The sequence below is a fragment of the Asanoa sp. NPDC049573 genome (assembly GCF_040676615.1).
In the GTDB taxonomy this organism is placed as follows: domain Bacteria; phylum Actinomycetota; class Actinomycetes; order Mycobacteriales; family Micromonosporaceae; genus Asanoa.
In genome coordinates this window covers 1-22357 of record NZ_JBFAPI010000018.1, presented here as the reverse complement: position 1 = coordinate 22357, position 22357 = coordinate 1, and the positions used below count along the sequence as shown (strand labels likewise).

The following is a 22357-nucleotide window of genomic DNA, read 5'->3' as shown; positions in this document are numbered from 1 at the left end:
TTGCGGATGGCGTTGATGCCGGCCGACGGTGCGGGAACGAGGGTGGGGCTGCCCAGAGCTCCACTCTCAGATGAGTCAGACGTCGCAACGCGCGGTGAAGTCGGCCTTGCCGGCCCGGTGCAACTGAAAGCGCACCGTCGGAGCATCAGCGGAGGTGACACTCCCGTCCGGGGCGGTCCGGAGCAGCGTGGTGGAGATGGTGAGGCCGTCGTGGCCGTCCCAGGCACCATCGAGCCGGCCCAGATGGAGGCCGGTCGCGTCCCGGGTGGGTTGGGCGTTGAGGAACAAGCGCGTGCCCCGATAGTCGAGCGCATCGCCCGATAGCGCGTAGGTCGCGTCCTGCTCGGCGGCGCACACCGTGGCGGTCCCGCCGATCTCCGAGCCCTCGTCGCCGCCGCCGACGCCCTCGGTCAGCCGCAGCACGATCGTGCGGCTGTCGTCGGGGCCGTAGGCGACCTCGCCCTGCCAGTAGCCCACCAGGGCCGGCCCCAGCGGCGCGGCCCAGGGATGCATCAACCAACGCGCCGGGTAGATGAGCGCGAGCCCGACCAGGAACACGGCGCCGACCAGACCGAGACGTGAACGCTGCTCGATAACCACCAGCGTGACGCTACGTCCGCGCCGGGGACGAGACGATGAACGCCCGGGCGGGATTGGCAGAAGAGACGGTGGCGCGTTGCCGAACCCGAACTCGGGTTGACGGGAGTTACTTGGGCGAGTAAAAAGTTACTCATGCGAGTAACTGAGAGCGTGACGTCGGGAGCGCGGCGGGCGCAGATCGTGCTGGCCGCGATCGACACGATCGCCGAGTTGGGGTACGGCAACGCCTCGTTCGCCCGCATCGCCAAGCGGGCCGGGATCAGCAGCACGCGGCTGATCTCCTACCACTTCGACGACAAGGCCGAGCTCGTCCGGGCCGTCGTCGGTGCCGTGCTCGCGGAGGCGGCCGACTACATGGGCAAGCGGCTGCGCGCCGGCGGCACCCGGGCCGAACTGCTGGCCACCTACATCGAGTCCAATCTGGAGTTCATCGCCGAGCATCCGACCGCCATCCGCGCGGTCAACGAGATCGCGGCGAACGCCCGGGCCGACGACGGCACCCCGCTGGTGCGGCTCGACGACCTCGACGACCCGATCTCGCGGCTGGCCACCCTTTTCCGTGAGGGCCAGGCGGCCGGCGACTTCCGCACCTTCGATCCGGTCGTGATGGCGGTGACGTTGCGCTCCGCCATCGACGCCGCGGCCAACCGGGCCGACCTCGACCCGCACGCCTACGCGGCGGAACTGGTCGCCCTCTTCACCCGCGCGACTCAGAAGGACCCCTCGTGAACACCGTGATCGAACCCTCGCCCGTCGCGAAGCCCGTCAACCGTCGCACCCTGCTCGTGCGGATGTTCGTCGACTTCGCCCTGCCGCTCATCGCCTACTACGCCCTCCGCGCCGGCGGTGTCGACCAGTGGTGGGCACTGCTGCTGTCCGGCGTGATCCCGGTGATCGCCGTGATCGTCAGGTTCACGCGTACCCGCAAGGTCGACCTCCTGGCCGTGTTCGTCATCTCGGTCGTCGCTCTCAGCCTGGGCGTCTCCGCGATGACCGGCGACGCCCGCACGATGCTGGTCCGTGACGCCTGGGGCGGCCTGCTCGGCGGCCTGGTCGCGGTGTGGTTGCTGGCCTCGGTCTGGGTCGGCCGGCCCGCGCTGATGTCGCTCTACCGCACCTTCGTGCTGACCAAGGTGGGCGATGCGGGGCTGCACGCATGGGAGTCCAAATGGGACACGGATCGGCGCTTCCGGTACGCCATGCGCGTGCTCACCTTCGTCTGGGGCTGCGCGGGCCTGTTCAACGTGGTCGTGACGCTGTTCGCCGCCTACCTGCTGCCGCTCGACCTCGCGCCAGCCGTGCTCAACGCCAGTTGGCCGGTCATCCTGGTGCCGACCCTGCTGTTCCACCTCTACTACACCAAGAAGTGGGACCTGCGCGCATGAGCGTCGACGTGGTCGTCGCCGGGGCCGGCCCGACCGGCCTGATGCTGGCCGGCGAGCTGGCCCTGGGCGGCGCCCGGGTGGTGGTGCTGGAGCGGCTGGCCGCCCGCACGGGCCAGTCGAAGGCGCTCAACCTGCAGCCCCGGTCGGCCGAGGTGCTGGCCTCCCGCGGCCTCCTCTACGACATCCTGGCCATCGCGCCGGCGCGGCTACCGGCCGGGCACTTCGCCGGCATCCCGCTCGACTACTCGCGGCTGCGCACGCCGTACCCCTTTCAGATCGGCATTCCGCAGGCCCGCGTCGAGGAGCGGCTGGCCGCCTGGGCCAGCGACCTGGGCGCCGAGATCCGCTACGGCGAACCACTGGGATCGTTCAGCCAGGACGGGGCCGGCGTCGTGGTCAACGGCGAAGCGGCCGGCTACCTGGTCGGCTGCGACGGTGCCCGCAGCGCCGTCCGCAAGCAACTCGGTGTGGCCTTCCCCGGCCGCGACGCCCGGGTCTGCGCCCTGGTCGCCGACGTCACGCTGGCCGGGGCGGGCCCGGCCGAGTGGACCCTGCCCGCTCCCGGCGGCGATGGCCTGCTGACCGTGCTGCCGCTCGGCGACGGCGTCTTCCGGGTGCTGGCCGCCGGCCCGAAACAGCTGGCGGCCGGCAAGGACGACCCGGTGCCCGATGCCGAGGTGGCCGACGCGCTGGCGCACGACGGCCTGACGCTGGGCGACGTGCGCTGGGCGAGCCGGTTCACCGATACCACCCGGCAGGCCGCCGAATACCGCGCGGGCCGCGTCTTCCTTGCCGGCGACGCGGCACACATCCATTCGCCGGCCGGGGGACAGGGCCTCAACCTGGGCCTGCAGGACGCCTTCAACCTGGGCTGGAAGTTGGCCGAGGTGGTCCGCGGCGAATCCGGCGACGAGTTGCTCGACACCTACCACGCGGAACGCCACCCGGTGGCGGCCCGGGTGTTGCAGTCGACCCAGGCCCAGGGCGTCCTGCTGGTGCCCGACGAAGACGTCACCGCACTGCGCGCGGTGTTCTCCGAGCTGGTCGACAGCCGGGCGCTGGCCGAGCGGGTGGCCGGCCTCGACCACGGCAACCGGCTGCCCGACCTCGACCTGACCCTGCTGCACGACGGCCGCCACCACGTCGTCGACACCCCGCACGGCCCGGTCACCGTCCGCCCGGACGGCTTCCTCTCATGAGCCCCCTGGCGGGTTCGGTCGATCGTCCATCGACATCGGTGGCTCCGGCGTGAAGACTGGCGGCACACCGGATCGCTAGGAGCCGTCGATGGACCTCAGCCGGACACGTACCCTCCTCTGCGCCCTTGTCCTGGTCGTCGCCGGCGGTCTCCTCGTGGGATCGCCGGCTGCCGCGGGCGGGCGCTGCGTCACCACCCCGAGCCAGTTCCAGGCCGCGTGGCAGGCGCGGGAGGTGCGCTGCGTCGCGCCGACCCTGTTCGCCACCACGCACAGCCGCGGAGACGACTTCCTTTACCCCAGCGGCTTCGCGTACGCGTGGGCCGGCTCTAGTGTCAACCTCGAGGCCTACCTGCGGCTGCGCCACCGCTACGGCGACCAGCCCGCGAAGGTCGGCGTCGGGATCCTGTCCTATGTCGGCTATCCCGGCCTGGACAGCTGGTCCTACGAGACCGACCTCGCCGTCTACACCCTCCCGCGCGGCGTGCACGCACGGGTGCCGACGTTCGCCGAGTGGTTCCGGTTGGTCGGCGACCAACTGGGCTTCCCGCGCGCGGCGCTGCGTGACCTCGAACGGGCCTACTCGCGGCTCGGTCGCACCGAAGACGCGGTCGACGCGTTCGAACACGTCACCGGCTGCCGGCGCGACGCCCTGCTCGACGGTGCCTTCCCCGGGCCCGAGATCGGCTGCGACAGCGCGTTCCTCGACGCGCTGGCCGCCGCCGGGCCGTCGCCCTACGAAGGCGCCGAGTCGACGCGGTGCTTCGCCAACGTCGCCGCGGATTACACCGGGCCGCGCGATGCCGCGGCGCTGCGGGCCGTGCTCTTCCAGTGCCAGGACGCCGGGTTCCTCAACACCGGGGTGGGGCGCGGTTACAACACCTACGCCGACCCGTTCGTCTGCCAGCCGGCCCAGGCGCAGTCGGTGGAGCAGCGCTACACCGGGCGCGAGTTCATCCTGCCCAACACCACCCTTGACGCGTTGCCCGGCTCGGTCAACATCCCGCTGGACATCGGCGAGCCGGGCCAACGACCGTTCCTACACCGGGGTTACTGCTAGCGCGCGGTCCAGGATGTCGAGGCCGTCGGCGAGTTCGTCCCGGGTCGCGGTGAGGGGTGGGGCGATGCGGAACACCCCGCCCATGCCGGGTAGCTGCACGACGTTCATGTGCAGCCCGAGGGCCAGGCAACGCCGGGTCACCTCGGCGCCCACCTCGTCGGAGGCCAGTTCCAGGCCGGCGAGCAGGCCGCGGCCGCGTACGTCGGTGATGATGTCGTGTTTGGCCTTGAGGTCGAGCAGGCCGTCGCGCAGGAAGGAGCCGGACTCGGCCGCCCGCACGTCGAGCTTGTCGCGTTCGAGCACGTCGAGCACCGTGTTGCCGACCGCGGCGACCAGCGGGTCGGAGACGTGCGTGGTGAAGAACAGATAGCCGCGCTCGTGCGCCCGCTCCTCGATCTCCGCCGATGTGACCATCGCGGCCAGCGGCAGGCCGGCGCCCAGCGTCTTCGAGAGAGTGAGAATGTCGGGCACGACGCCGTCGCGCTCGAAGGCATACCAGGCGCCGGTGCGGCACAAGCCGGTCTGTGCCTCGTCGACGATGAGCAGCATGCCGCGCTCGTGGCACCTGGCCGCCAGCGCCGCCAGGTAACCCTCCGGCAGGTCGATCACGCCACCGGAGCTGAGGATCGGCTCGACGATGCAGGCGGCCAGGCTGCCCACCGACTGGGCGTCGATCAGCTCGAACGCGAGGTCGAGCTGTCCCGCCCAGTCGAACTCCGCGGCGCCGCGCACGAACGGCACCGGGATCGCGAAGTTGCCCGGCGCGGCCGGCCCGTAGCCCTTGCGCCCAGCGCTGTAGGTCGCGGCCGCCGCGGCCTGGGTCATGCCATGCCACGACCGGGCGAACGAGACGATCTCGTGCTTGCCGGTGACCAGCTTGGCCATCCGGATCGCGGCCTCGTTGGACTCGGCGCCGGTGGTGAGCAGCAGCACCTTGGACAACGGTTGCGGCAACGATCCGGCCAGGCGGCGCGCCAGATCGACCACCGGCGGGCTGAGCATCCCGCTGAACAGGTGGTCGAGCGTCGCGACCTGGCCCTGGATCGTCGCCACGATGTCGGGGTGGGAATGGCCGAGGATGGCGCTCATCTGACCGGAGGTGAAGTCGAGGATCTTCCGCCCGGACTCGGTGAACACATAGCTGCCCTCGGCGCGAACGATCACCTCAGGCGTGAACCGCCCGGCGGCCGAGTAGCGGACCAGGTGCCGGTCGACGTCTTCCCAGAAGCCCATGGATCCACGCTAGACACCGCGCGCGCCGCTGGACAGGTGCCGCGGTAGGAACTCGTTGTCGAGACCGACCCAGCGGATGCTGCGATGGTCGCCCGGGTTGGCGTGCAGCGTCTTCTCCGGCGAGGCGAAGGCGTCGAACAAGGCGAGCGCGGCGGAGCGGTCGACGTGCTCGTCGTCCCACGGCAGCAGGAACTGGACCGGGACGGTGATCCGCCTGGCCGCCGCGAGCAGTGCCTCGTGTGGGAAGAAGCCGCCGCCGAAGATGGCCGCTCGGATCCTGGGCTCGGCCGCGGTCAACGGAATCCCGATCGCGGTGCCCAGCGTGATGCCACCGCCGTACCCGATCGGCGCCTCGGCTCCGATCCACGGCAGTGTCGCGAGAGCATCGAGGGTCATTTGCCATTCGGGTACGGCGCGCGCCGCCAGCGCGGTGGCGTATCCGATGGTGACCGACCGGAAGCGTGCGTTGTCGCCGGCCGCGACGGCCTCGCGGAGGTCGGCGCGGGCCTGCTCGTCTGCTGCCGATCGCGGCCGGTCGCCGTGCCCGGGCGCGTCGATCGCGACGACGGTGAACCCTCGCGTGACCACCAGGTCGCGAGCGCGGGCCACCTGTGCCGGCGTCTTCTTGTGCAGGCCGCCGCCGTGCCCCATCAACACGAGTGGCGCGTGGTCGGGCCCGGAAACGGGCGACCAGATGACGCCGGTGATCTCGCCGAGGGTGAATTCGCGTTCGACGACACCGTTGGACGATGTCTCCACAGTGAAGTGCATGAGTTTGTGCCTTTCGGGAGTGCCTGTTGGGTTCGGCGCTCCCGGCGACGGCTAGGTCGATCGCGCGACGGGGGAGCACCCAGCGTTCATGGGTCTCACCTCCTCGCGCCGTGCCGCTGTCGACTGCACGCTAGAGCGTGGCTGCCCGATCCCTCAACCGCTTTTCCGCCAGCTCCCGCAGGACCGCTCGGATCGCCGGGCTCGCGTCGGCGCTGCGCCGCCAGGCGGCGTACACCTCGCGCTTCGGTTGGGGTTCCAGCGGATGCGAGACCAACTCTTCGCCGAGCGGCGGGCGGGCGAGCCTGGGGATGAGTGCGACCACGCCGCCGGCCGCGACCAGCGCGAGTTGGGTGGCGAAGTCGTCGACCAGGTGTCGCACGGCGGGTTCCTCCGGTGCGTCGGCGAACAGGCGGCGGAACCATTGGTGGCACACGGTTCCGGGCGGGCTGGTCACCCAGGCATGGCCGGCCAGGTCTTCGCGGGCGAGGGGAGCGGTCAGCCCGGCGAGCGGATGGGTGCGGCTCACGACCACGTCGCCGGCGTCGGTGTGCAGGTGGCGCTGGGTCATCGACGGCGGCAACGGAGCCGGCAGCCCGTCGGCGTCGTGCACCAGGGCGAGGTCGGCCACACCCGTGTCGACGCTGTGCAGCGCCTGGTCCGGGTCCTGCTCGATCAGGTGCAGGCGCAGGTCGGGGCAGCGGGCCGACAGTCGCGGGATGGCCGGCGCGAGCAGGCCGCGGATGGCGGTGGAGAAGGCGGCGACCTTGAGCACCCCGCGCGGTGCGCCGTCGGTGACCGACCGGGCCGCCTCGGCGCAGCGCTCCAGCGCCTGGAAGACGTCGGGCGCGGCCTCGACGACGGCCTGGCCGGCCGCGGTGAGCACGACGCCGCGGCCGGCCTGGGCCAGCACGGGCACGCCGACCTGGCGTTCGAGCCGCTTGATCTGCTGCGAGACCGCCGAGGCGGTGAATCCCAGTTCGTCGGCCGCCCGGGCCAGGGTGCCGAGAGCGGCCACCGACCGCAGGGCCCGCAGGGCGGTGACATCGATCATGAAGCGATGGTACGTAATAGTGCCAAGAAAGCATCGCTGGACCGCAGGTATCGAGGCGAGCAGGCTCAGTCCATGACCTTGCTTTTCGGCTCGAACCTCGTCGCCATGGTGACCCCGATGCGCCCCGACGGCGCGATCTGCGAATCGGGGCTGGCCGATCTCGTCGACCACCTCCTGACCACCGGCTGTGACGGCATCGTCGTCGGCGGGACCACGGGCGAGTCGCCGACCTTGACCGAAACGGAGTCGGCCTGGCTGGTCGGTGCCGTTTCCGCCCGCGCGGCGGGGCGGGCCCGAGTGATCGCGGGGGTCGGCACCTATGACACGGCCGCCAGCGTGCGCCGGGCCCGCGCGGCCGCGGCGGCCGGCGCGGACGCGCTGCTGCTGGTCTGCCCCTACTACTCCCGGCCGACACAGGCCGGGGTGGAGGCGCACTGCGTGGCGGTGGCCGATGCCACCGAGTTGCCGGTGATGCTCTACGACGTTCCGGCGCGCGCCGGGATCGCGATGGAGACGGACACGCTGATCTCGCTGGCCGGGCATCCGCGGATCCGGGCCGTGAAGGACGCCAAGGGTGACCTGCCCTCGGCGATGGCGGTGATGGCTCGCACGCCACTGGCCTACTACTGCGGGATCGACGAGCTCAACCTGCCCTATCTCGCCTGCGGCGCCGCCGGCCTGCTCAGCGTCGTCGGGAACGTCGCCGCCGACCGCAACGCCGATCTGATCCGCGCGGTGCGCGGTGGCGACCTTGCCTCGGCGCGGGCGATCCAGCGGTCGCTGGACCCGTTGGTCGGCGCCGTCATGGGTACGTCGCAGGGTGCGGTGCTGGCCAAGGCCGCGCTGGCCGAACGGGGGATCATCCCGCACGCGACGGTGCGGTCGCCGTTGCTCCCGGCGCCGGCTTCGGACCTGGCGCGGCTGAAGGAGGCACTCGCCGTCGAGGTCGGGTGAGGGCACCGGCGCCCGTGTCAGTCGCCGTGTCAGGGGCGTGTCAGGTGGGTGTCAGGGGTGCCGCTGATTGTTGGCGGCATGAGAAGTTCAGCGATTGAGGTTTCCAGGTTGCGCAAGGCGTTCGGGGACAAGGTGGTCCTCGACGGCATCTCCTTCGAGGTGCCGACGGGCTCGGTTTTCTCCCTGCTGGGGCCGAACGGTGCGGGGAAGACCACGACAGTCAACATCCTGACCACGTTGATGGGTGCCGATGCCGGCACGGTCCGGGTCGCGGGCCATGACATCGCGTCGCAGACCAAGGCGGTGCGGGCGGCGATCGGGGTCACCGGCCAGTTCGCCGCCGTCGACGAGCTGTTGACGGGTCGGGAGAACCTGCAGTTGATGGCCGACCTCAAACGCCTGCGCTCCAGCGAGCGGGTCGTGGCGGGGTTGTTGGAGCGGTTCGACCTGGTCGGGTCGGCGGGCAAGCAGGCGTCGACCTACTCCGGCGGTATGCGCCGGAAGTTGGATCTGGCGATGACGTTGGTCGGCTCGCCGTCGATCATCTTCCTGGACGAGCCGACGACCGGTCTGGACCCGCGGAGTCGGCGCACGATGTGGCAGATCGTCCGAGAGTTGGTCGCCGACGGCGTCACCGTCCTGCTCACCACCCAGTACCTGGAGGAGGCGGACCAACTCGCCGACCGGGTCGCGGTGCTGCACGAAGGCCACCTGGTGGCGCAGGGCACCCCGGACGAGTTGAAGCGGCAGGTTCCCGGCTCGCATGTGCGCCTGCGGTTCGCCAATGTCGCCGAGTTGGACGCGGCTGCCCGGGTGTTGACCGACGCCACCCGCGACGACGAGGCCCTGGCGCTGCGGGTCCCTAGCGACGGCGGCACCAAGTCGCTGCGGGCGCTGTTGGACCGGCTCGACCGGGAGTCGGTCAACGCCGACGAGTTCTCCGTACACCTGCCCGACCTCGATGACGTATTCCTCGCCCTGACCGGCACCCCCACCAGCTCGAAGGCGGACGTGAAATGAGTTCCCAGGCCCACTCGATCGTGATGCTGCGCCGCAACTTCACCCACATCGGCCGCAACCCCACCTCGGTGTTCAACGCGGTCCTGATGCCCATCGTGATCATGCTGATGTTCGTCTACATGTTCGGCAAGGCGTTCAGTGTCGGGGTCGACTACATCGACTACGCCACACCCGGCCTGATGCTCCTGGCCGTCTGTTACGGCCTCGGATCCACCGCCACGGCGGTGAACTCGGACATGACCAAGGGCATCATCAACCGGTTCAAGGCCATGGACGTCTCCCGCGGCGCGGTCCTGACCGGTCACGTCATCGCCACCGTGCTGACGAACCTGGTGGCGATCGCCGCGCTGACCGGCGTCGCGTTCGCCCTCGGCTTCAGCCCGTCCGCCAGCGCCCTGGACTGGCTCGGCGTCCTTGGCATGATCGTGCTGCTCGGCTTCGCCGCCGGCTGGTTCACCGTCGCGCTCGGCCTGTTCGCGAAATCACCGGAGACCGCCGGCCTGGCGGCGGTCCCGCTGGTCATGCTCCCGTTCTTCTCCAGCGCCATCGTCCCGGCCGACAAGATGGGCCCGGGGTTGCGCGAGTTCGCCGAATACCAGCCGTTCACTCCCATCATCGAAACCCTCCGCGGCCTCCTGAACGGGGCACCGTCCGGCCGGGACGCGATCACCGCCATCGCCTGGTGCGTGCTCATCGCCGCCATCGGCTACCTCTGGGCCCGATCCACCTTCAACAAGCGCGCCTGACCTTCATCAGACTGAGGAGCGAGATCGTGCCTACCTTTGCCACCCCGGGCCCTGTCGCCCTGACCGTCGTCGTCGCCGGGGCCAAGGTGCGGGTCAACGCCACCGACCGGGTCGACACCACCGTCGCGGTCGAGGCCGTCAACCCAGCCGACCCGTCGCACGTGAAGGTCGCGGAGAAGACCAAGGTCGACTTCGCCGCCGGTCAACTGTCGGTCAAGACGACCACCTCGGGGGAGAACAGCGGATCGGTCGCCATCACCATCAACCTGCCGGCCGGCTCGAGCCTGGTGTCCTACCTGGCTCACTCCGACGTGCGGGCACACGGCTCGCTCGGCGAGTGCGAACTGCACCTGGCCTCCGGCCGGATCGCCCTCGACCGGATCACCAACCTGCGGGCCAACATCGCGGGCGGCGACGTCACCATCGACCGGATCGGCGAGTGCGCCACTGTGGACGGAGCCCGGTTCGCGCTGCGGATCGGCGAGGTCGGCGGCGCGGTCAAACTCTCCAGTTCGGCCGGGCAGGTGCGGATCGGTCACGCGGCGGCGGATCTGGACCTGTCCAGTGGCAACGCCGGCTTCGACATCGACCGCGCCGACGCGAACGCCACCGTCAAGACCGGCACCGGGGCGATCCGGATCGGCCAGTTGGCCGCCGGCCACGCCGACCTGGCCAACCACGCCGGCAACATCGACATCGGCGTCAACCCGGCCTCGGCCGCCGCGGTCGACGCCGACAGCACGAAGGGTTCGGTCTACAACTTCCTGCCACCGATCCAGAACCCCGACAACAAGGTCACCGTCCGCGCCCGCACCCGCAACGGCGACATCACCATCGCGCCCGCGCGGTGACACCGATCCGCCGAGCCGCCTCGACGAACCCGTTTCGTCGAGGCGGCTCCGCGGCGCCCAGGTCTTTGAGCAAATTCCGAGGTGCGGCACAGCGGCCTGCGAGGTGGACCACCGAGACTCGCGGCTCATGGGCGTTCGCCGAAACGTGTGGCGCGGGCGTACGCGGCTCGCCGCGTGCGGCGCGATAGTGCTGGCCGTGGTGCTCGCTTCCGCGGTCACCTACGCGATGAACAGGCACGACCCGGCGGCGTCGGCCACGACGAGCACTGCCCGGGTAGACCGCGGTGACGTGGTCACCGCCGTCGCGACGACCGGGTCGCTCGAACCGGCGCAGACCCGCACGCTCAGCTTCGCCACCGGCGGCACGGTCACGGCGGTCAACGTGCGCGCCGGCGACCAGGTGAAGACCGGCCAGGTGCTGGCCGAGATCGACGCTACCGACGCGCAGGAGCGGGTGGACGACGCGCGCCAAGCACTCGACGCCGCGCTCGACGAGGCGCGGGCGGCGGACGACAGCGGCCAGGCGGCGTGTGCGGTGGCCGACTCGGCCGGGGTCCCGGCGCGGACGGTCGCCTTCGCCTGGACCGGCGGGGCGTCGCCCTCGGCCACGCCGTCCGCAGCCGCTTCGCCCACCCCGTCCGCATCTGCTTCGCCTACCCGGTCGGCCAGCCAACCGCCGCGCCCGGGCGGGTCGGCCGGGCCGCCGCACACCGGCGGCAACCGGCCGCGGGGTGGCGGCGCGAGCTCCGACTGTGCCGGCCAGCGGGGCGGCGACCCCGTACTCACCGCACAGCAGCGGTTGACGAGCGCCCGGCTCGCGCTCGCCGAAGCGCAGGATCAGCTCGCCGGCACGAAGCTCAAGGCGCCGATCGCCGGCAAGGTCCTGACGGTGGCCGGGGTGGTCGGCACCGATGTCGGGGCGGGCAGCACGTTCGTGTCGGTGGCCGACGTGGCCGGCATGCAGGTGGCGGCCGACTTTCCCGAGGCCGACGCCAACCACCTGGAGGTCGGGCAGCGGGCGACCGTCACGCTCGCCAACCGGCCCGGCGACGAGCTGGCCGCCCGCGTCGTCCAGGTCAGTCCGGTGGGCGCCGCCGACGGGAACATGGTGCGCTACGGGTCGCTGCTCGCCTTCGAGGTGGTTCCGGCAGGCCTTCTGGTCGGCCAGAGTGCGAGCGTCCGGGTCACCACGGGCCAGGTCACCGGCGTGCTGCGGGTGCCCTCGACCGCGGTGCACGGCGACGGAACCGCCGTCGTACGCACGACCGCGGGCGACCAGACCCGAACGGTCGCGATCGGCCTGCGCGGCGACCGGTACACCGAGATCAAGAGTGGTCTAGTCGAAGGTGACGAGGTCGTCCTAGCCGGCGCATAGCTCGTATCCAGCCGTTCCCAGGCAGCTTTGAGCTGGTGCGAGGCTGGCTCCGAGGCGTCTGCTCCAAGCTGTCGCGCATGCGCCGATCCCTTCCGAGACCGGACCTGTCGCCGGCCCTGCTGGTCAACGTCGTCCTGGCGCTGGCGATAGCCGGCACCGGCGTATGGGCGTACACCTCTTTCGGCAAGGCCGAGGCGGCTGGGCCGAGCGCCGCCGGCACCCGCACCGTCACCGCTGCCCGGGGCATCGTCACCGCTACCGTGTCGGCCGCCGGCAATGTGCGCAGCGCCGCGACGGCCAGCGCCTCGTTCGCCACGTCCGGGACGGTCACCGACATCCGCGTGAAGGTCGGCGACAAGGTCAAGAAGGGCCAGATCCTGGCCACCGTCGACGACACCGCCGCGCAGCGACAACTCGACGCCGCCAAGGCCGACCGCGACGCGGCGCAAGCCGCGCTCGACCGCGCCGAACACGCCAACGGCGACACCTCCGAGGCGCGGGCCCAGGTGAGCCAGGCCGACGCCGACGTCGAGGAAGCCGACGACGGTGTCGCCGGCACCACCCTGCGGGCGCCGCGAGCCGGCACGGTCACCGCGGTCAACGGCACCGTCGGCGGCTCGACCGGCTCATCCGGGTCTTCCGGCTCGACCAACTCATCCGGGTCTTCCGGGTCGACCGGCTCATCGAGGACTTCCGGCTCGACAGGCTCGACCGGCTCGACCGGGTCTACGGGGTCCTTTGGATCGAACGGCTCCAACGGGTCGAACGGGGGCAACGGCGTGGCGGGCGGCTCCGGATCGTCGGCCGGCTTCATCGAGATCGCCGACCTGACCAAGCTCGAGGTCACCGCGTCGGTCTCGGAGAGCGACGCCACCAAGCTCAAGGCCGGCCAGTCCGGCACGGTGACCTGGAACGCGCTGCCGGGCGCCCGTACCACCGGCAAGGTCGCCGGAATCGACCCCAACGCGACGTCCGCGAACAACGTCGTGACCTACGGCGTGACGTTCACCCTCGACGAACTGCCCGAGGGAGTGCGAGCCGGCCAGAGCGTCAACGTGTCGGTGACGGTCGCACGGGCGGAGAACGTCGTCTACGTCAACTCCGCCGCCGTCACCACCGTGGGGAACCGCCACAGCGTGACGGTCGTCGCGGGCGGGCAGCGCACGGTGCGCGCCGTGGAGACAGGGATCGAGGGCGACGGCACAACCGAGATCAAGAACGGGCTCGCGGCCGGGGAGCAGGTAGCGGTCACGCTGGCCACGACCAGCTCCAATCAGGGCGGCTTCCCTGGCGGTGGCGGTTTCCCGGGTGGCGCAGGCTTCCCGGCCGGCGGCGGGTTCAACGGCGGCCGGCGGGCCGGAGGTGGCCGGTGACCGTCCTCGACGTCCGCGAGATAACCAAGGTCTACGGCGAGGGCGCCGCGACCGTCCACGCCCTGCGTGGGGTGTCGTTGAGCGTCGAACGCGGTGAGTACGTGGCGATCATGGGTTCGTCCGGCTCCGGCAAGTCGACGCTGATGAACATCCTCGGCTGCCTCGACATCCCGTCCACCGGGCAATACCTGCTCGACGGCGTCGACGTCAGCCGACTCAACGACCGTCAGCTCGCGCTGGTCCGGAACCGGCGCATCGGGTTCGTCTTCCAGTCCTTCAACCTGATCCCGCGTACGACCGCACTGGCCAATGTGGAGCTCACGCTCGCGTACGCCGGCGAGAACGCGGCGGCGCGCCGGCGACGGGCGCGGGTCGCGCTGGACATGGTCGGCCTCGACGACCGGGCCGACCACGAGCCCAACCAGCTCTCCGGCGGCCAGCAGCAGCGCGTGGCGGTGGCTCGGGCCCTCGTCACCGAACCGGCGCTCGTGCTCGCCGACGAGCCGACCGGAAACCTCGACAGCCGGTCCACCGAAGACATCCTGCGCATCTTCGACGACCTGCACGCCGCCGGCCGCACCATCCTTCTCATCACCCACGAAGCGGACGTAGCCGCCCGGGCCAGCCGACTGATCCGGCTCTTCGACGGCCAGATCGCCTCCGACGTCCGGCAGGAACGGATCCTGACATGAGTTTCTTCGAGGTGCTGCGCTTCGCCGTGCGCGGAATCGGCGCCAACAAGCTCCGCTCCGGGCTCACCATGCTCGGCATCCTGATCGGTGTCGCGGCGGTGATCCTGCTCGTCGCGGTCGGCAACGGCTCGGCCCGCCAGGTCGCCGACCGGATCGAGGCGCTCGGCACCAGGACCCTGACCGTGCAGGGTGCCGGTAGCGGCGACGTGCTCACGCCGCCGGTTGCGCAGGCGCTGCACGACCCGGTGCTCGCGCCCGACGTGGCATCGGTGTCGCCGGTCGTCAGCGCCCAGGCGACCCTCACCTACGAGGGCACGGACCACGCGGTCCAACAGTTCGTCGGCAGCTATCCGAGCTACTTCGGCGCGTCCAACTCGCCGGTCGGCACCGGAACGGCCTTCACCGACGACGACGTCACCCAGGGTCGCCGGGTCGTCGTGATCGGCCGGACCGTCGCCGACGAACTGTTTCCCGGCGTCGAGCCGGTCGGCAAGGAAATCACCGTCAACGGCGCCCTGTTCACCGTGGTGGGCGTGCTCGACCAGAAGAGCAGCGCGTCCGGGTTCCTCGACGCCAACGACCTGGCGATCGCGCCATTGACCGCGGTGCAGCAGACGCTGACCGGGTACGGCGCCTTCAACTCCATCGTGGTCGAGGCCAGTTCCTCCGAGAAGGTGACCGACGCGCAGTCGCAGGTGACCACGATCCTCTCGCAACGCGTGCAGGTCCCCGCCAACTCGACGACCCAGCCCTATCGCATCCAGAACGCGTCGCAGCTGCTCGAGACGCAGAGCCAGACGGCCGACACGTTCACCACGCTGCTCGGTGCCGTCGCCGGCATCAGCCTGCTGGTCGGCGGGATCGGCATCACCAACATCATGCTCGTCACGGTGACCGAGCGGACCCGCGAGATCGGCATCCGCAAGGCACTCGGCGCACCACGCCGGGTGATCCTCACCCAGTTCCTGGCCGAAGCCACGATGCTCAGCCTGCTCGGCGGCGGGCTGGGCGTGGCGGCCGCACTCGTCGGCAGTCACTTCACGATCGTCGGCGTACGACCGGTGATCGTTCCCAGCTCGATCGCGCTAGCCCTGTGCGTATCTGTGGCGATCGGCCTGTTCTTCGGCAGTGTTCCCGCCAACCGGGCCGCCCGCCTGCGCCCCATCGACGCCCTCCGCTACGAGTGACATCGGGAGACCTCTGGTGACCCATTACACATTGGACGCCCAACTGGCCGCCGCGGCGAGCCGCCGCTGGTGGAACAGATATACCCTGGTCCTGGCTCTGGCGCTGCTGCTCGTCGGCGGTTTCGCGACCGGCATCCAGGTCCAGAAGGCCTACGGCGACCAGCCCACCGCGGCGTCCGGCCCGGCCGGGTTCCGCGGCCAGGGCACCCTCACCCCGCCGACCGCGTTCCCCGGCGGTGCCGCCCGCCAGCGAGCCGGCGGCGGCGAGGCCACGACCGGCACCGTCAAACTGGTCGACGGCAAGACCGTCTACGTGCAAACGGCCTCGGGCGAGCTGGTCACCGTCCGCACCGACGGCGACACCACCGTGCGGGTTCCGGGAAAGCTCACGAACCTCAAGGCCGGCGACAAGGTCAGCGTCGAGGGCAGCGCCGACGCGGAGGGCTCGGTGACGGCCTCGGCGGTCACGAAGACCGGCTGAGACACGATGCCCGCGGCTAGTCGGCGATCCGCAGTTCGACCGGGATGTTGCCGTTAGTGGCGCGGGAGTAGGGGCAGACGCGGTGTGCGGCCGAGGCGAGTTCCTTCGCGGTGCCGGGCGCGACGTGGGGCAGGTTGACGAGCAGGGTCACCGCCAGGCCCAGGCCTTGGTCCTCGTTGCCGAGACTGACGAGGGCGCTGACGGTGGAGTCGGTCATGTCCGCTTCGGTCTGGCGGGCGACCAACCGCAGCGCGCTGTGGAAGCAGGCGGCGTAGCCGGAGGCGAACAACTGTTCCGGGTTCGCGCCGTCGCCGGTCCCGCCGAGTTCGGGCGGCATGGCCAGGTCGAGGTCGATACGGCCGTCGGAGGTGGCGACGTGACCGTTGCGGCCGTCGCCCGTGGAGACGGCCTCGGCGGTGTAGAGGATCTTGGTGAGCATGCTGTTCCCTTCGGTCGGGTGTGCGTTCAACGTATGGAGCTTGCGAAGACCCCTCCAGGCCTCACCGTCTCCATTTCATGTCTGATCGTCTCGTCGGTGCTTGAGCGGGCGATACGATCGGTCCATGGACGTACTCAGTGACGCGATCGGTGTCATGCGCACGGGTCGCCCGCACTCCACGGAGATCCGCAAGCGTGCTCCGTGGGGCGTCCGGGCCGAACCGTTCTCCGGGGCCGGCTTCCATGTCGTGCTGGAGGGGTCGTGCTGGTTGATCCCGCAGGAGGGCGCGCCGATCGCGCTGAGTGCCGGTGACGTCGTGTGCCTGCCGCACGGTTGCGGGCACGCGCTGGCCGACAGCGTGTCAACGCCGCTGGCGAACGCACCGTCGGCCAGCCTGCCGGCGATCACACCGAGCACCGACGACGGTGAGGGGGCCGCGACGGTCCTGTTGTGCGGTGCCTACACGCTCGACCAGACGCGCCCGCATCCACTCTTCGAGGAACTGCCCGACGTGATCCACCTGCCGGCTCGTCTCGGCCATCACCGGCCGCTGCACGCGGCGGTCAACCTGCTCGGCGACGAGATCGCCAATCCCGAGCACGGAACCGAAGCGGTCGTGTCGGCGCTGCTGGACATGATGCTGCTCTACATCCTGCGGGCCTGGCTGTCGTCACAAACCGGCGGCGGTTGGGCCGCGACGCTGCGAGACCCGGTGATCACCGCGGCGCTGCGCCACATCCACCAGGAACCGGCTCGACAGTGGACGGTCGAAACACTGGGCGCGAAGGCCGGCTTGTCGCGGGCGGCGTTCTCCCGCCGGTTCACCTCGCTGGTCGGCAAGCCGCCCCTGGGCTATCTGACCTGGTGGCGGATGACCCTGGCGGCGCAACTGCTGCGCGACAGCGACAGACCCCTGCAGGCCGTCGCGCAACGCACCGGGTATACGTCAGAGTTCGCCTTCGCCAAGGCCTTCAAACGCGAGCACGGCCTAGCGCCGGGCCAGTTCCGCCAGCAGTCGAGGCGATGACCGCGACCCGGTGCACGTAGGCTGACTCACCCGTTGGTCGCCCCCGCCGCGATGGCGGCGTGTGGCCGATGGGTGGCGTCGCCGGGCCGCAGCAGGCGCTCGACTTCCGCGAAGCCGGCTCGGGCCAGTCGCTCGGAGAACTCGTCGACGGGCCAGCGATAGGCGGTCACGACCTTGTGGTCGAAGGCCTCGACTTCGTCACCAACGAAAATAGCGACCACCAACGTTCCGGCCGGGGCCATCGCCCGCCGGAACTCCGCGAGCACGCCGTCGAGATCCTGCGGCGGCAGATGGATCAACGAGCCCCAGGCCAGGATGCCGCCGACGGATTGGTTGGCAACGGCGAGATTGTCGAACGACCCAAGTTCGTAGGTGCCGCTCGGGTGGGCCGCCTGCGCGTGGGCGATGAACTCGGGGACCATGTCGATTCCCGTCGCGTCGGCACCCAGCGCGCGCAGGTATTCGGTGATGTGGCCAGGGCCGCAGCCCAGGTCGAGCACCGGGCCGGTTTGGCCGGCCAGATGTCGCCCGATGAAGGCGAGGTCGTCGGGATGTACCTGCTGGCTCGTGCCGAACAGATCGATGTAGAGCTCCGCGACGGACGCATATGCCTGCCTGACCGGCTCCAGGTTCACCGGGCGAGTCTAGGGACCCTCGGAAGGCCAGAGCGGGCCGGGTGGTCGTCACCCTCTCAGGTCAGCACAGCGGCGACACTGGCCACGAACCACTCCTCGAACTGTTCCGCCGACCAACCGCGCTGACCGACGAGCCAGTCGTAGTTGCGCACGTCCTGCGCGAGCCACAACACGTCGGCGGCCTGTTCCTGGTCGACCCGCACCTCGCCGGTCTCGATCAGGTCGGCGGCGAACATCAGCATGCCGTGGCGGCGATCCTCGAGATTCTTGCGCCAGATCGCCGCGGCGTCCGCGTCGGCGGTCGCCGCGCCGGCGAGCGCCAGCATCACGCGAGCCTGCCGGGCGTGGACCTCGGAGAGATGCCGGGCGTATCGGGCGAGTTTCGGTCGCAGACCGGTCAGCCCGCGAATGTCGGTGACGAACGACCGGTCCTGCATCGCCACCTGCTCGTCGTCGCCGACCAGGGTCACGTCGACCAGGTCGGAGAGGAGCTGGCGTTTGTTGCCGAACACCGCGTACACCGTCTGGATGGCGACGTCGGCCTCGGCGGCGATGGCGGTGAGCGGGGTAGCCGCGTAGCCGGGGTCGACGAACAACTTGGCGGCGGCATCGAGGATCGCTCGCCGCGTCAGCCGCGCCTGCTCCTGGCGCCTCGGCGAAACATATCGGCGGTTGACAGCCACGGGGGCAGCGTAGTCCACTATTAGATAAAGCTTCGCTCTATTGACTAAAGCCTTAGGTGGTCGAAATGCCGTACGGCGTCGTGCAGGACATGCCCGGAGTCACCGAGCAGGAGTATCGCCAGGTCGAGAAGCACCTCGGCCCGGACCGCCCGCCGGGCCTGCTGGCCCACGTCGCCGGTCCCTCGGAGGAAGGCTGGCGAATCATCAACGTCTGGGCCGACGAGGCCGCGTTTCGTCGGTTCCAGACGGAGCGCCTGGTCCGCGCCGCGGGCCTGGCAGCGCAGGAGGACGGCTTCGACCCGACCAAGGCCGCCAGGTTCCGGTCCACCAGCGTCTCCGGCGCCGAGATGCCGTTCTGATGACTGACACCTCCGCTCTGCGGGCCCGCAATGCCGACTTCTGGGCGCAGGCGGCACCCGGCTGGATCACGCATGCCGACTGGCACGACGAGGTCGGCCGGCCGCTGGGCGCGGCGGCGCTCGACTGGCTGCGGCTACGGCCCGGCGAACGGGTGCTGGACGTCGGCTGCGGGTGCGGCGGTGCCACCGCCGAACTCGCCGCGGCGGTGGCACCATCGGGCAGCGCCGTGGGCCTCGACCTCGCCGCCGCGATGGTGGCGGCAGCCCGGGCGCGGTTCGCCGCGCCGGGTCTGCGTTACCTGGTCGGCGACATCGAGACCCTCGATCGCGTGCCCGGAGCGCCGTTCGACGCCGTCCACTCCCGGATGGCGCTCATGCTCTTCGCGGATCCGGTCGCCGGACTGACGACGATCCGGCGATCTCTGCGCACCGGGGGCCGGCTGGCCGCGACCGTGTTCCGTGACGGCGGCGCGAATCCGTGGCTGCCAGCGGCGATGCTCGGCGCGGCGCCATTTTTGGGTGCGATGCCGCCGTTACCGATCGGTGACGAGCCGGGGCCGTTCGCCTTCGCGGACCCGGCGCGGGTGACCCGCCTGCTCACCGCGGCGGGCTTCACCGACGTCGCGGTCGTCGCGCAGGACGTCGCGCTCGAACCGCCCGAAGACCCCGAAGCGGTCGCGGCATGGCTGATCGAGATCGGTCCCGCCGGCGCGGCCTACCGGGCCGCTCTTCCGTCCGCCCAGAAATCCGCCCGTGCGGGCGCGGCACGCCTACTGGAACGCTTCCGCACGGCCGGCAACGGCTATCGGTTGCCCGCCGGATGCTGGCTGATTACGGCGACAACCCCCGAGCCCGCCCGAGGTCAGGAATGACGCCGGTGACTTCTCGGCAGGCCGCTCCTCGCACTCCTCGCCAGCGCCGCCGCCCGAAACCGCGACGAACCAGCGCGCCCCCGCCGCGCCCGACGGCGTCGCCGCAGTGCCGACGGGACAGTATTCGGCGGCCTGGCAGGTGCTGACTGTTCGTGGGGCCCTTATGGCACGAGGATGGCGCGGCCGCGGACGCGGCCGGCGTCGAGGTCCTGGATCGCGTCGAGGGCGGCGTCCAGTGGGTAGGTGCGGGTGTGCAGGGTGACGCGGCCGGCTTGGGCGAGCACCATCAGTTCGGCGAGGTCGTTGTAGGTGCCGACGATGTTGCCGACGATGTTGCGTTCGGTGGAGATGATGTCGAGGGTCGGGATGTGGACGGTGCCGCCGTACCCGATGACGAAGTAGGAACCGGCCCGCGCGGTCATCGCGAACGCGTCGGCTTCGGCGCCCTGTTCGGCGACGAAGTCGAGCACTACGTCGGCGCCGCGGCCGCCGGTCAGGTCCTGCACGGCCTGCACGTGAGTGCCGTCGGCGACGACGGTCTCGTGTGCGCCGATCTGTTCGGCGAGCTTGAGTGCGTCGGGGTTGCGGTCGACGACGATGATCTTCGTGGCGGTCAGGGCGGCGAGGCATTGGATGCCGATGTGGCCGAGCCCGCCGGCGCCGATGACGACGGCTGTGGTGCCGGGATACAGGAGTGGGACGGCTTTGCGGACGGCGTGGTAGGCGGTGATGCCGGCGTCGGCGAGGGCGGCGACGTCCTGGGGGCGGGTCGACGGGTCGAGCTTGACGCAGGCGCGCTCGGAGGTGAGTAGGACTTCGGCCATCCCACCGTCGTGGGACAGGCCGGGGAAGGAGCTGTTGACGCAGTGCATGTCGTCGCCGGCCCGGCAGGCGCGGCATAGGCCGCAGGTCGTCGTGGGGTGCAGGATCACGGTGTCGCCGACGGCGACGCTGGAGACCGCCGAGCCGACCTCGTGCACCCACCCGGCGTTCTCGTGGCCGAGTGTGTAGGGCAGCTGTGGGGCCATCGCCGCGGCCCACTGGCCTTCGGCAATGTGCAGGTCGGTGCGGCAGACGCCGGCGCCGCCGATCCGGACGAGCACGTCGAACGGCCCTTTGACGGTCGGTTCCGGTACGTCCTCGACCACCGGCTGCTGGTGGTACGCGTGTAGCCGTACGGCTTTCATGTGTCCTCCACTCCGTAGCGGTGGCGCAGCATGCCGCGGCAGATGCCGGTGTTGGCGTCGAGGCTGGTGCGGGTCAGCCGGGCCTTGCGCAGGTGCAGCGGCACCGCAGGCGCGTCCACGGGGTCGCCCGAGCCCGGCTCGATGAGCAGCGTTGCGTCGTCCCCGGCCGGGAGGCTCAGCTCGGCCCGCCGGCGTCGTAGCCGGGCGAGTGCGGGCGAGGGCGGCACCCTGCCAAGCGTGAGCGCGGCGAGCTCGGCCGGCGTGGCTCCCGCGTCAACGAGTGGCCTGCACACCTGGTCCGTGCCGGCGAGCACGGCCTTGCGGAGGAAATTCTCGCGGAGCGTGTCGAGCTCGTCGACGGCCTCCCCCTGGAAGGAGCCGACGAAGCCGGCCCGCGCCGCGACTCCCTCATTGATCGCGTCGGCGGCGAAGTGCTCGTCGAGCACCACTTCCACTCGATGCACGGCCTCCACGGTGGACACCGCGTCGTAGGCGTCGGCCACCATCAGATAGGCGAAGTTGGGCGCGCAGAAGTAGGTCGGCAGCCGCAGGTGCACGACCGCGTCGCCGTCGTCGGACAGCGACGCGGATGCGACGAATCCGAGCTTGGTGATCGGCTCGTCCAGCTCCGGGTCGCGTACCTCGTCGAGCGCGTCGAAGAGGGGGCGCGACCCCGTGTCCGTGGTCATGTCGGCTCGACCAGCTGCGCGTCCTCCCGGGCCGCCGGGGTGCCCTCGCCGGCGTCGAGGCGGAACTCCGCCGGCACCTCGATGTCGTAGAGCTTCGCCGTGTTGAGCCCGAGGATCTTCTTCTTGGTGGCGGTGGTGACCCGCGGGTAGTCGGAGAACTCGTCGCTCGGGTAGTCCCAGTCGACGAGCCCTTCGATCTGCCACTTGGGTTCCCAGATGCCGTAGTCACTGCCGAAGGTCATCTTGTCTTCGCCGACCCAGAACAGCAGCTCGCCCATCACCTTCGCGAAGAACTTCGGCCGGGCGTGCATGAGACCGCCGATGACGACCGACAGGCCCGCGTACACGTTGGGCTCCTGGGTCGCCATGAAGCAGAAGTCCTCGATCCGCGGCAGGCCCACGTGCTCGACGATGAAGTTCAGCTCCGGGAAGTCGGTCGCGGCATGGTCCACATCGGACACATCGAACGCGTCCTTGTCCAACGGCCAGAT

26 protein-coding genes are annotated in these 22357 nt (G+C 70.7%); 16 read left to right on the top strand and 10 right to left on the bottom strand.

What is annotated here, in order from left to right:
• Window positions 1-75: 75 nt before the first annotated feature.
• A complete protein-coding gene (locus AB0J74_RS30905) occupies window positions 76-600 on the bottom strand; it encodes a hypothetical protein (RefSeq protein ID WP_363454203.1) in 525 nt (174 codons plus the stop codon).
• Window positions 601-732: 132 nt separating this feature from the next.
• Here AB0J74_RS30905 and AB0J74_RS30900 point away from each other — a divergent pair, with 132 nt between their 5' ends.
• From AB0J74_RS30900 to AB0J74_RS30885, 4 genes are all read left to right on the top strand, one after another.
• On the top strand, window positions 733-1329 hold the full coding sequence (locus AB0J74_RS30900) for a TetR/AcrR family transcriptional regulator (protein WP_363454201.1): 597 nt from the start codon (window positions 733-735) through the stop codon (window positions 1327-1329).
• A complete protein-coding gene (locus AB0J74_RS30895; RefSeq protein ID WP_363454199.1) occupies window positions 1326-1985 on the top strand; it encodes a VC0807 family protein in 660 nt (219 codons plus the stop codon). The genes AB0J74_RS30900 and AB0J74_RS30895 overlap by 4 nt, the downstream gene beginning before the upstream one ends.
• Entirely contained in the window at window positions 1982-3184 is a 1203-nt protein-coding gene (locus tag AB0J74_RS30890; RefSeq protein ID WP_363454197.1) for an FAD-dependent monooxygenase, read from the top strand. Before AB0J74_RS30895 ends, AB0J74_RS30890 begins: the two co-directional genes overlap by 4 nt.
• An 88-nt stretch (window positions 3185-3272) precedes the next feature.
• The gene (locus AB0J74_RS30885) at window positions 3273-4241 is read left to right on the top strand and encodes a hypothetical protein (protein ID WP_363454194.1); all 969 of its coding nucleotides are present in this window, start codon (window positions 3273-3275) and stop codon (window positions 4239-4241) included.
• Here the strand turns inward: AB0J74_RS30885 and AB0J74_RS30880 are convergent.
• From AB0J74_RS30880 to AB0J74_RS30870, 3 genes are all read right to left on the bottom strand, one after another.
• On the bottom strand, window positions 4221-5474 hold the full coding sequence (locus AB0J74_RS30880) for an aspartate aminotransferase family protein (RefSeq protein ID WP_363454192.1): 1254 nt from the start codon (window positions 5472-5474) through the stop codon (window positions 4221-4223). The genes AB0J74_RS30885 and AB0J74_RS30880 overlap by 21 nt on opposite strands.
• Window positions 5475-5483: 9 nt before the next feature.
• Window positions 5484-6245: an alpha/beta hydrolase gene (locus AB0J74_RS30875; RefSeq protein WP_363454190.1), complete on the bottom strand. Its 762-nt coding sequence runs from the start codon at window positions 6243-6245 to the stop codon at window positions 5484-5486.
• Window positions 6246-6375: 130 nt separating this feature from the next.
• Window positions 6376-7296, bottom strand: a complete 921-nt coding sequence (locus AB0J74_RS30870; protein WP_363454188.1) for a LysR family transcriptional regulator — start codon at window positions 7294-7296, stop codon at window positions 6376-6378.
• Window positions 7297-7368: 72 nt separating this feature from the next.
• Here AB0J74_RS30870 and dapA point away from each other — a divergent pair, with 72 nt between their 5' ends.
• From dapA to AB0J74_RS30825, 9 genes are all read left to right on the top strand, one after another.
• Complete coding sequence (gene dapA, locus AB0J74_RS30865) at window positions 7369-8250, top strand: 4-hydroxy-tetrahydrodipicolinate synthase (protein ID WP_363454186.1); 882 nt, start codon at window positions 7369-7371, stop codon at window positions 8248-8250.
• 78 nt (window positions 8251-8328) lie between these two features.
• Window positions 8329-9270 (top strand): ATP-binding cassette domain-containing protein, encoded by a 942-nt coding sequence (locus AB0J74_RS30860; protein ID WP_363454184.1) that lies wholly within the window; start codon window positions 8329-8331, stop codon window positions 9268-9270.
• The gene (locus AB0J74_RS30855) at window positions 9267-10016 is read left to right on the top strand and encodes an ABC transporter permease (RefSeq protein WP_363454182.1); all 750 of its coding nucleotides are present in this window, start codon (window positions 9267-9269) and stop codon (window positions 10014-10016) included. Before AB0J74_RS30860 ends, AB0J74_RS30855 begins: the two co-directional genes overlap by 4 nt.
• A gap of 26 nt (window positions 10017-10042) precedes the next feature.
• Window positions 10043-10867, top strand: coding sequence for a DUF4097 family beta strand repeat-containing protein (locus AB0J74_RS30850; RefSeq protein ID WP_363454180.1), 825 nt, complete (start codon window positions 10043-10045; stop codon window positions 10865-10867).
• Between the two features lie 127 nt (window positions 10868-10994).
• Window positions 10995-12242 (top strand): efflux RND transporter periplasmic adaptor subunit, encoded by a 1248-nt coding sequence (locus AB0J74_RS30845; protein ID WP_363454178.1) that lies wholly within the window; start codon window positions 10995-10997, stop codon window positions 12240-12242.
• A gap of 77 nt (window positions 12243-12319) precedes the next feature.
• On the top strand, window positions 12320-13615 hold the full coding sequence (locus AB0J74_RS30840; protein ID WP_363454176.1) for an efflux RND transporter periplasmic adaptor subunit: 1296 nt from the start codon (window positions 12320-12322) through the stop codon (window positions 13613-13615).
• Window positions 13612-14307 (top strand): ABC transporter ATP-binding protein, encoded by a 696-nt coding sequence (locus AB0J74_RS30835; RefSeq protein WP_363454174.1) that lies wholly within the window; start codon window positions 13612-13614, stop codon window positions 14305-14307. Before AB0J74_RS30840 ends, AB0J74_RS30835 begins: the two co-directional genes overlap by 4 nt.
• Window positions 14304-15494: an ABC transporter permease gene (locus tag AB0J74_RS30830; protein WP_363454172.1), complete on the top strand. Its 1191-nt coding sequence runs from the start codon at window positions 14304-14306 to the stop codon at window positions 15492-15494. Before AB0J74_RS30835 ends, AB0J74_RS30830 begins: the two co-directional genes overlap by 4 nt.
• A 16-nt stretch (window positions 15495-15510) precedes the next feature.
• Window positions 15511-15975 (top strand): hypothetical protein, encoded by a 465-nt coding sequence (locus tag AB0J74_RS30825; RefSeq protein ID WP_363454170.1) that lies wholly within the window; start codon window positions 15511-15513, stop codon window positions 15973-15975.
• Window positions 15976-15991: 16 nt separating this feature from the next.
• Here the strand turns inward: AB0J74_RS30825 and AB0J74_RS30820 are convergent, their stop codons facing one another.
• Window positions 15992-16414: an organic hydroperoxide resistance protein gene (locus AB0J74_RS30820; RefSeq protein WP_363454168.1), complete on the bottom strand. Its 423-nt coding sequence runs from the start codon at window positions 16412-16414 to the stop codon at window positions 15992-15994.
• 124 nt (window positions 16415-16538) lie between these two features.
• Here AB0J74_RS30820 and AB0J74_RS30815 point away from each other — a divergent pair, with 124 nt between their 5' ends.
• Window positions 16539-17441, top strand: coding sequence for an AraC family transcriptional regulator (locus AB0J74_RS30815; protein WP_363454166.1), 903 nt, complete (start codon window positions 16539-16541; stop codon window positions 17439-17441).
• Between the two features lie 26 nt (window positions 17442-17467).
• Here the strand turns inward: AB0J74_RS30815 and AB0J74_RS30810 are convergent, their stop codons facing one another.
• Both AB0J74_RS30810 and AB0J74_RS30805 read right to left on the bottom strand, forming a co-directional pair.
• Window positions 17468-18076 carry a class I SAM-dependent methyltransferase gene (locus AB0J74_RS30810; protein WP_363454164.1) on the bottom strand — a complete coding sequence of 203 codons (609 nt, stop codon included), beginning with the start codon at window positions 18074-18076 and terminating at the stop codon, window positions 17468-17470.
• Window positions 18077-18132: 56 nt separating this feature from the next.
• The gene (locus AB0J74_RS30805; RefSeq protein WP_363454162.1) at window positions 18133-18759 is read right to left on the bottom strand and encodes a helix-turn-helix domain-containing protein; all 627 of its coding nucleotides are present in this window, start codon (window positions 18757-18759) and stop codon (window positions 18133-18135) included.
• A 65-nt stretch (window positions 18760-18824) separates the two neighbouring features.
• Between AB0J74_RS30805 and AB0J74_RS30800 the strand changes: the two genes are divergently transcribed.
• Both AB0J74_RS30800 and AB0J74_RS30795 read left to right on the top strand, forming a co-directional pair.
• A complete protein-coding gene (locus AB0J74_RS30800; protein ID WP_363454160.1) occupies window positions 18825-19118 on the top strand; it encodes a hypothetical protein in 294 nt (97 codons plus the stop codon).
• Complete coding sequence (locus AB0J74_RS30795; RefSeq protein ID WP_363454158.1) at window positions 19118-19990, top strand: methyltransferase domain-containing protein; 873 nt, start codon at window positions 19118-19120, stop codon at window positions 19988-19990. The genes AB0J74_RS30800 and AB0J74_RS30795 overlap by 1 nt, the downstream gene beginning before the upstream one ends.
• 161 nt (window positions 19991-20151) lie before the next feature.
• Here the strand turns inward: AB0J74_RS30795 and AB0J74_RS30790 are convergent, their stop codons facing one another.
• From AB0J74_RS30790 to AB0J74_RS30780, 3 genes are all read right to left on the bottom strand, one after another.
• The gene (locus tag AB0J74_RS30790) at window positions 20152-21177 is read right to left on the bottom strand and encodes an NAD(P)-dependent alcohol dehydrogenase (protein ID WP_363454156.1); all 1026 of its coding nucleotides are present in this window, start codon (window positions 21175-21177) and stop codon (window positions 20152-20154) included.
• Window positions 21174-21866: an iron-sulfur cluster assembly protein gene (locus AB0J74_RS30785; protein ID WP_363454154.1), complete on the bottom strand. Its 693-nt coding sequence runs from the start codon at window positions 21864-21866 to the stop codon at window positions 21174-21176. Before AB0J74_RS30785 ends, AB0J74_RS30790 begins: the two co-directional genes overlap by 4 nt.
• Window positions 21863-22357, bottom strand: a 495-nt coding sequence (locus AB0J74_RS30780) for an amidohydrolase family protein (RefSeq protein WP_363454152.1), incomplete at its 5' end; no start/stop codon positions are given. The genes AB0J74_RS30785 and AB0J74_RS30780, both read right to left, overlap by 4 nt.

Excerpts from the sequence above, each read along its gene's own strand:
- AB0J74_RS30785 (WP_363454154.1), bottom strand. The coding sequence starts at position 21,866 with ATGACCACGGACACGGGGTCGCGCCCCCTCTTCGACGCGCTCGACGAG.
- AB0J74_RS30815 (WP_363454166.1), top strand. The coding sequence starts at position 16,539 with ATGGACGTACTCAGTGACGCGATCGGTGTCATGCGCACGGGTCGCCCG.
- AB0J74_RS30860 (WP_363454184.1), top strand. The coding sequence starts at position 8,329 with ATGAGAAGTTCAGCGATTGAGGTTTCCAGGTTGCGCAAGGCGTTCGGG.
- AB0J74_RS30890 (WP_363454197.1), top strand. The coding sequence starts at position 1,982 with ATGAGCGTCGACGTGGTCGTCGCCGGGGCCGGCCCGACCGGCCTGATG.
- AB0J74_RS30830 (WP_363454172.1), top strand. The coding sequence starts at position 14,304 with ATGAGTTTCTTCGAGGTGCTGCGCTTCGCCGTGCGCGGAATCGGCGCC.
- AB0J74_RS30870 (WP_363454188.1), bottom strand. The coding sequence starts at position 7,296 with ATGATCGATGTCACCGCCCTGCGGGCCCTGCGGTCGGTGGCCGCTCTC.
- dapA (WP_363454186.1), top strand. The coding sequence starts at position 7,369 with ATGACCTTGCTTTTCGGCTCGAACCTCGTCGCCATGGTGACCCCGATG.
- AB0J74_RS30855 (WP_363454182.1), top strand. The coding sequence starts at position 9,267 with ATGAGTTCCCAGGCCCACTCGATCGTGATGCTGCGCCGCAACTTCACC.
- AB0J74_RS30800 (WP_363454160.1), top strand. The coding sequence starts at position 18,825 with ATGCCGTACGGCGTCGTGCAGGACATGCCCGGAGTCACCGAGCAGGAG.
- AB0J74_RS30820 (WP_363454168.1), bottom strand. The coding sequence starts at position 16,414 with ATGCTCACCAAGATCCTCTACACCGCCGAGGCCGTCTCCACGGGCGAC.
- AB0J74_RS30880 (WP_363454192.1), bottom strand. The coding sequence starts at position 5,474 with ATGGGCTTCTGGGAAGACGTCGACCGGCACCTGGTCCGCTACTCGGCC.
- AB0J74_RS30840 (WP_363454176.1), top strand. The coding sequence starts at position 12,320 with ATGCGCCGATCCCTTCCGAGACCGGACCTGTCGCCGGCCCTGCTGGTC.
- AB0J74_RS30790 (WP_363454156.1), bottom strand. The coding sequence starts at position 21,177 with ATGAAAGCCGTACGGCTACACGCGTACCACCAGCAGCCGGTGGTCGAG.
- AB0J74_RS30845 (WP_363454178.1), top strand. The coding sequence starts at position 10,995 with ATGGGCGTTCGCCGAAACGTGTGGCGCGGGCGTACGCGGCTCGCCGCG.
- AB0J74_RS30885 (WP_363454194.1), top strand. The coding sequence starts at position 3,273 with ATGGACCTCAGCCGGACACGTACCCTCCTCTGCGCCCTTGTCCTGGTC.
- AB0J74_RS30875 (WP_363454190.1), bottom strand. The coding sequence starts at position 6,245 with ATGCACTTCACTGTGGAGACATCGTCCAACGGTGTCGTCGAACGCGAA.
- AB0J74_RS30795 (WP_363454158.1), top strand. The coding sequence starts at position 19,118 with ATGACTGACACCTCCGCTCTGCGGGCCCGCAATGCCGACTTCTGGGCG.
- AB0J74_RS30900 (WP_363454201.1), top strand. The coding sequence starts at position 733 with ATGCGAGTAACTGAGAGCGTGACGTCGGGAGCGCGGCGGGCGCAGATC.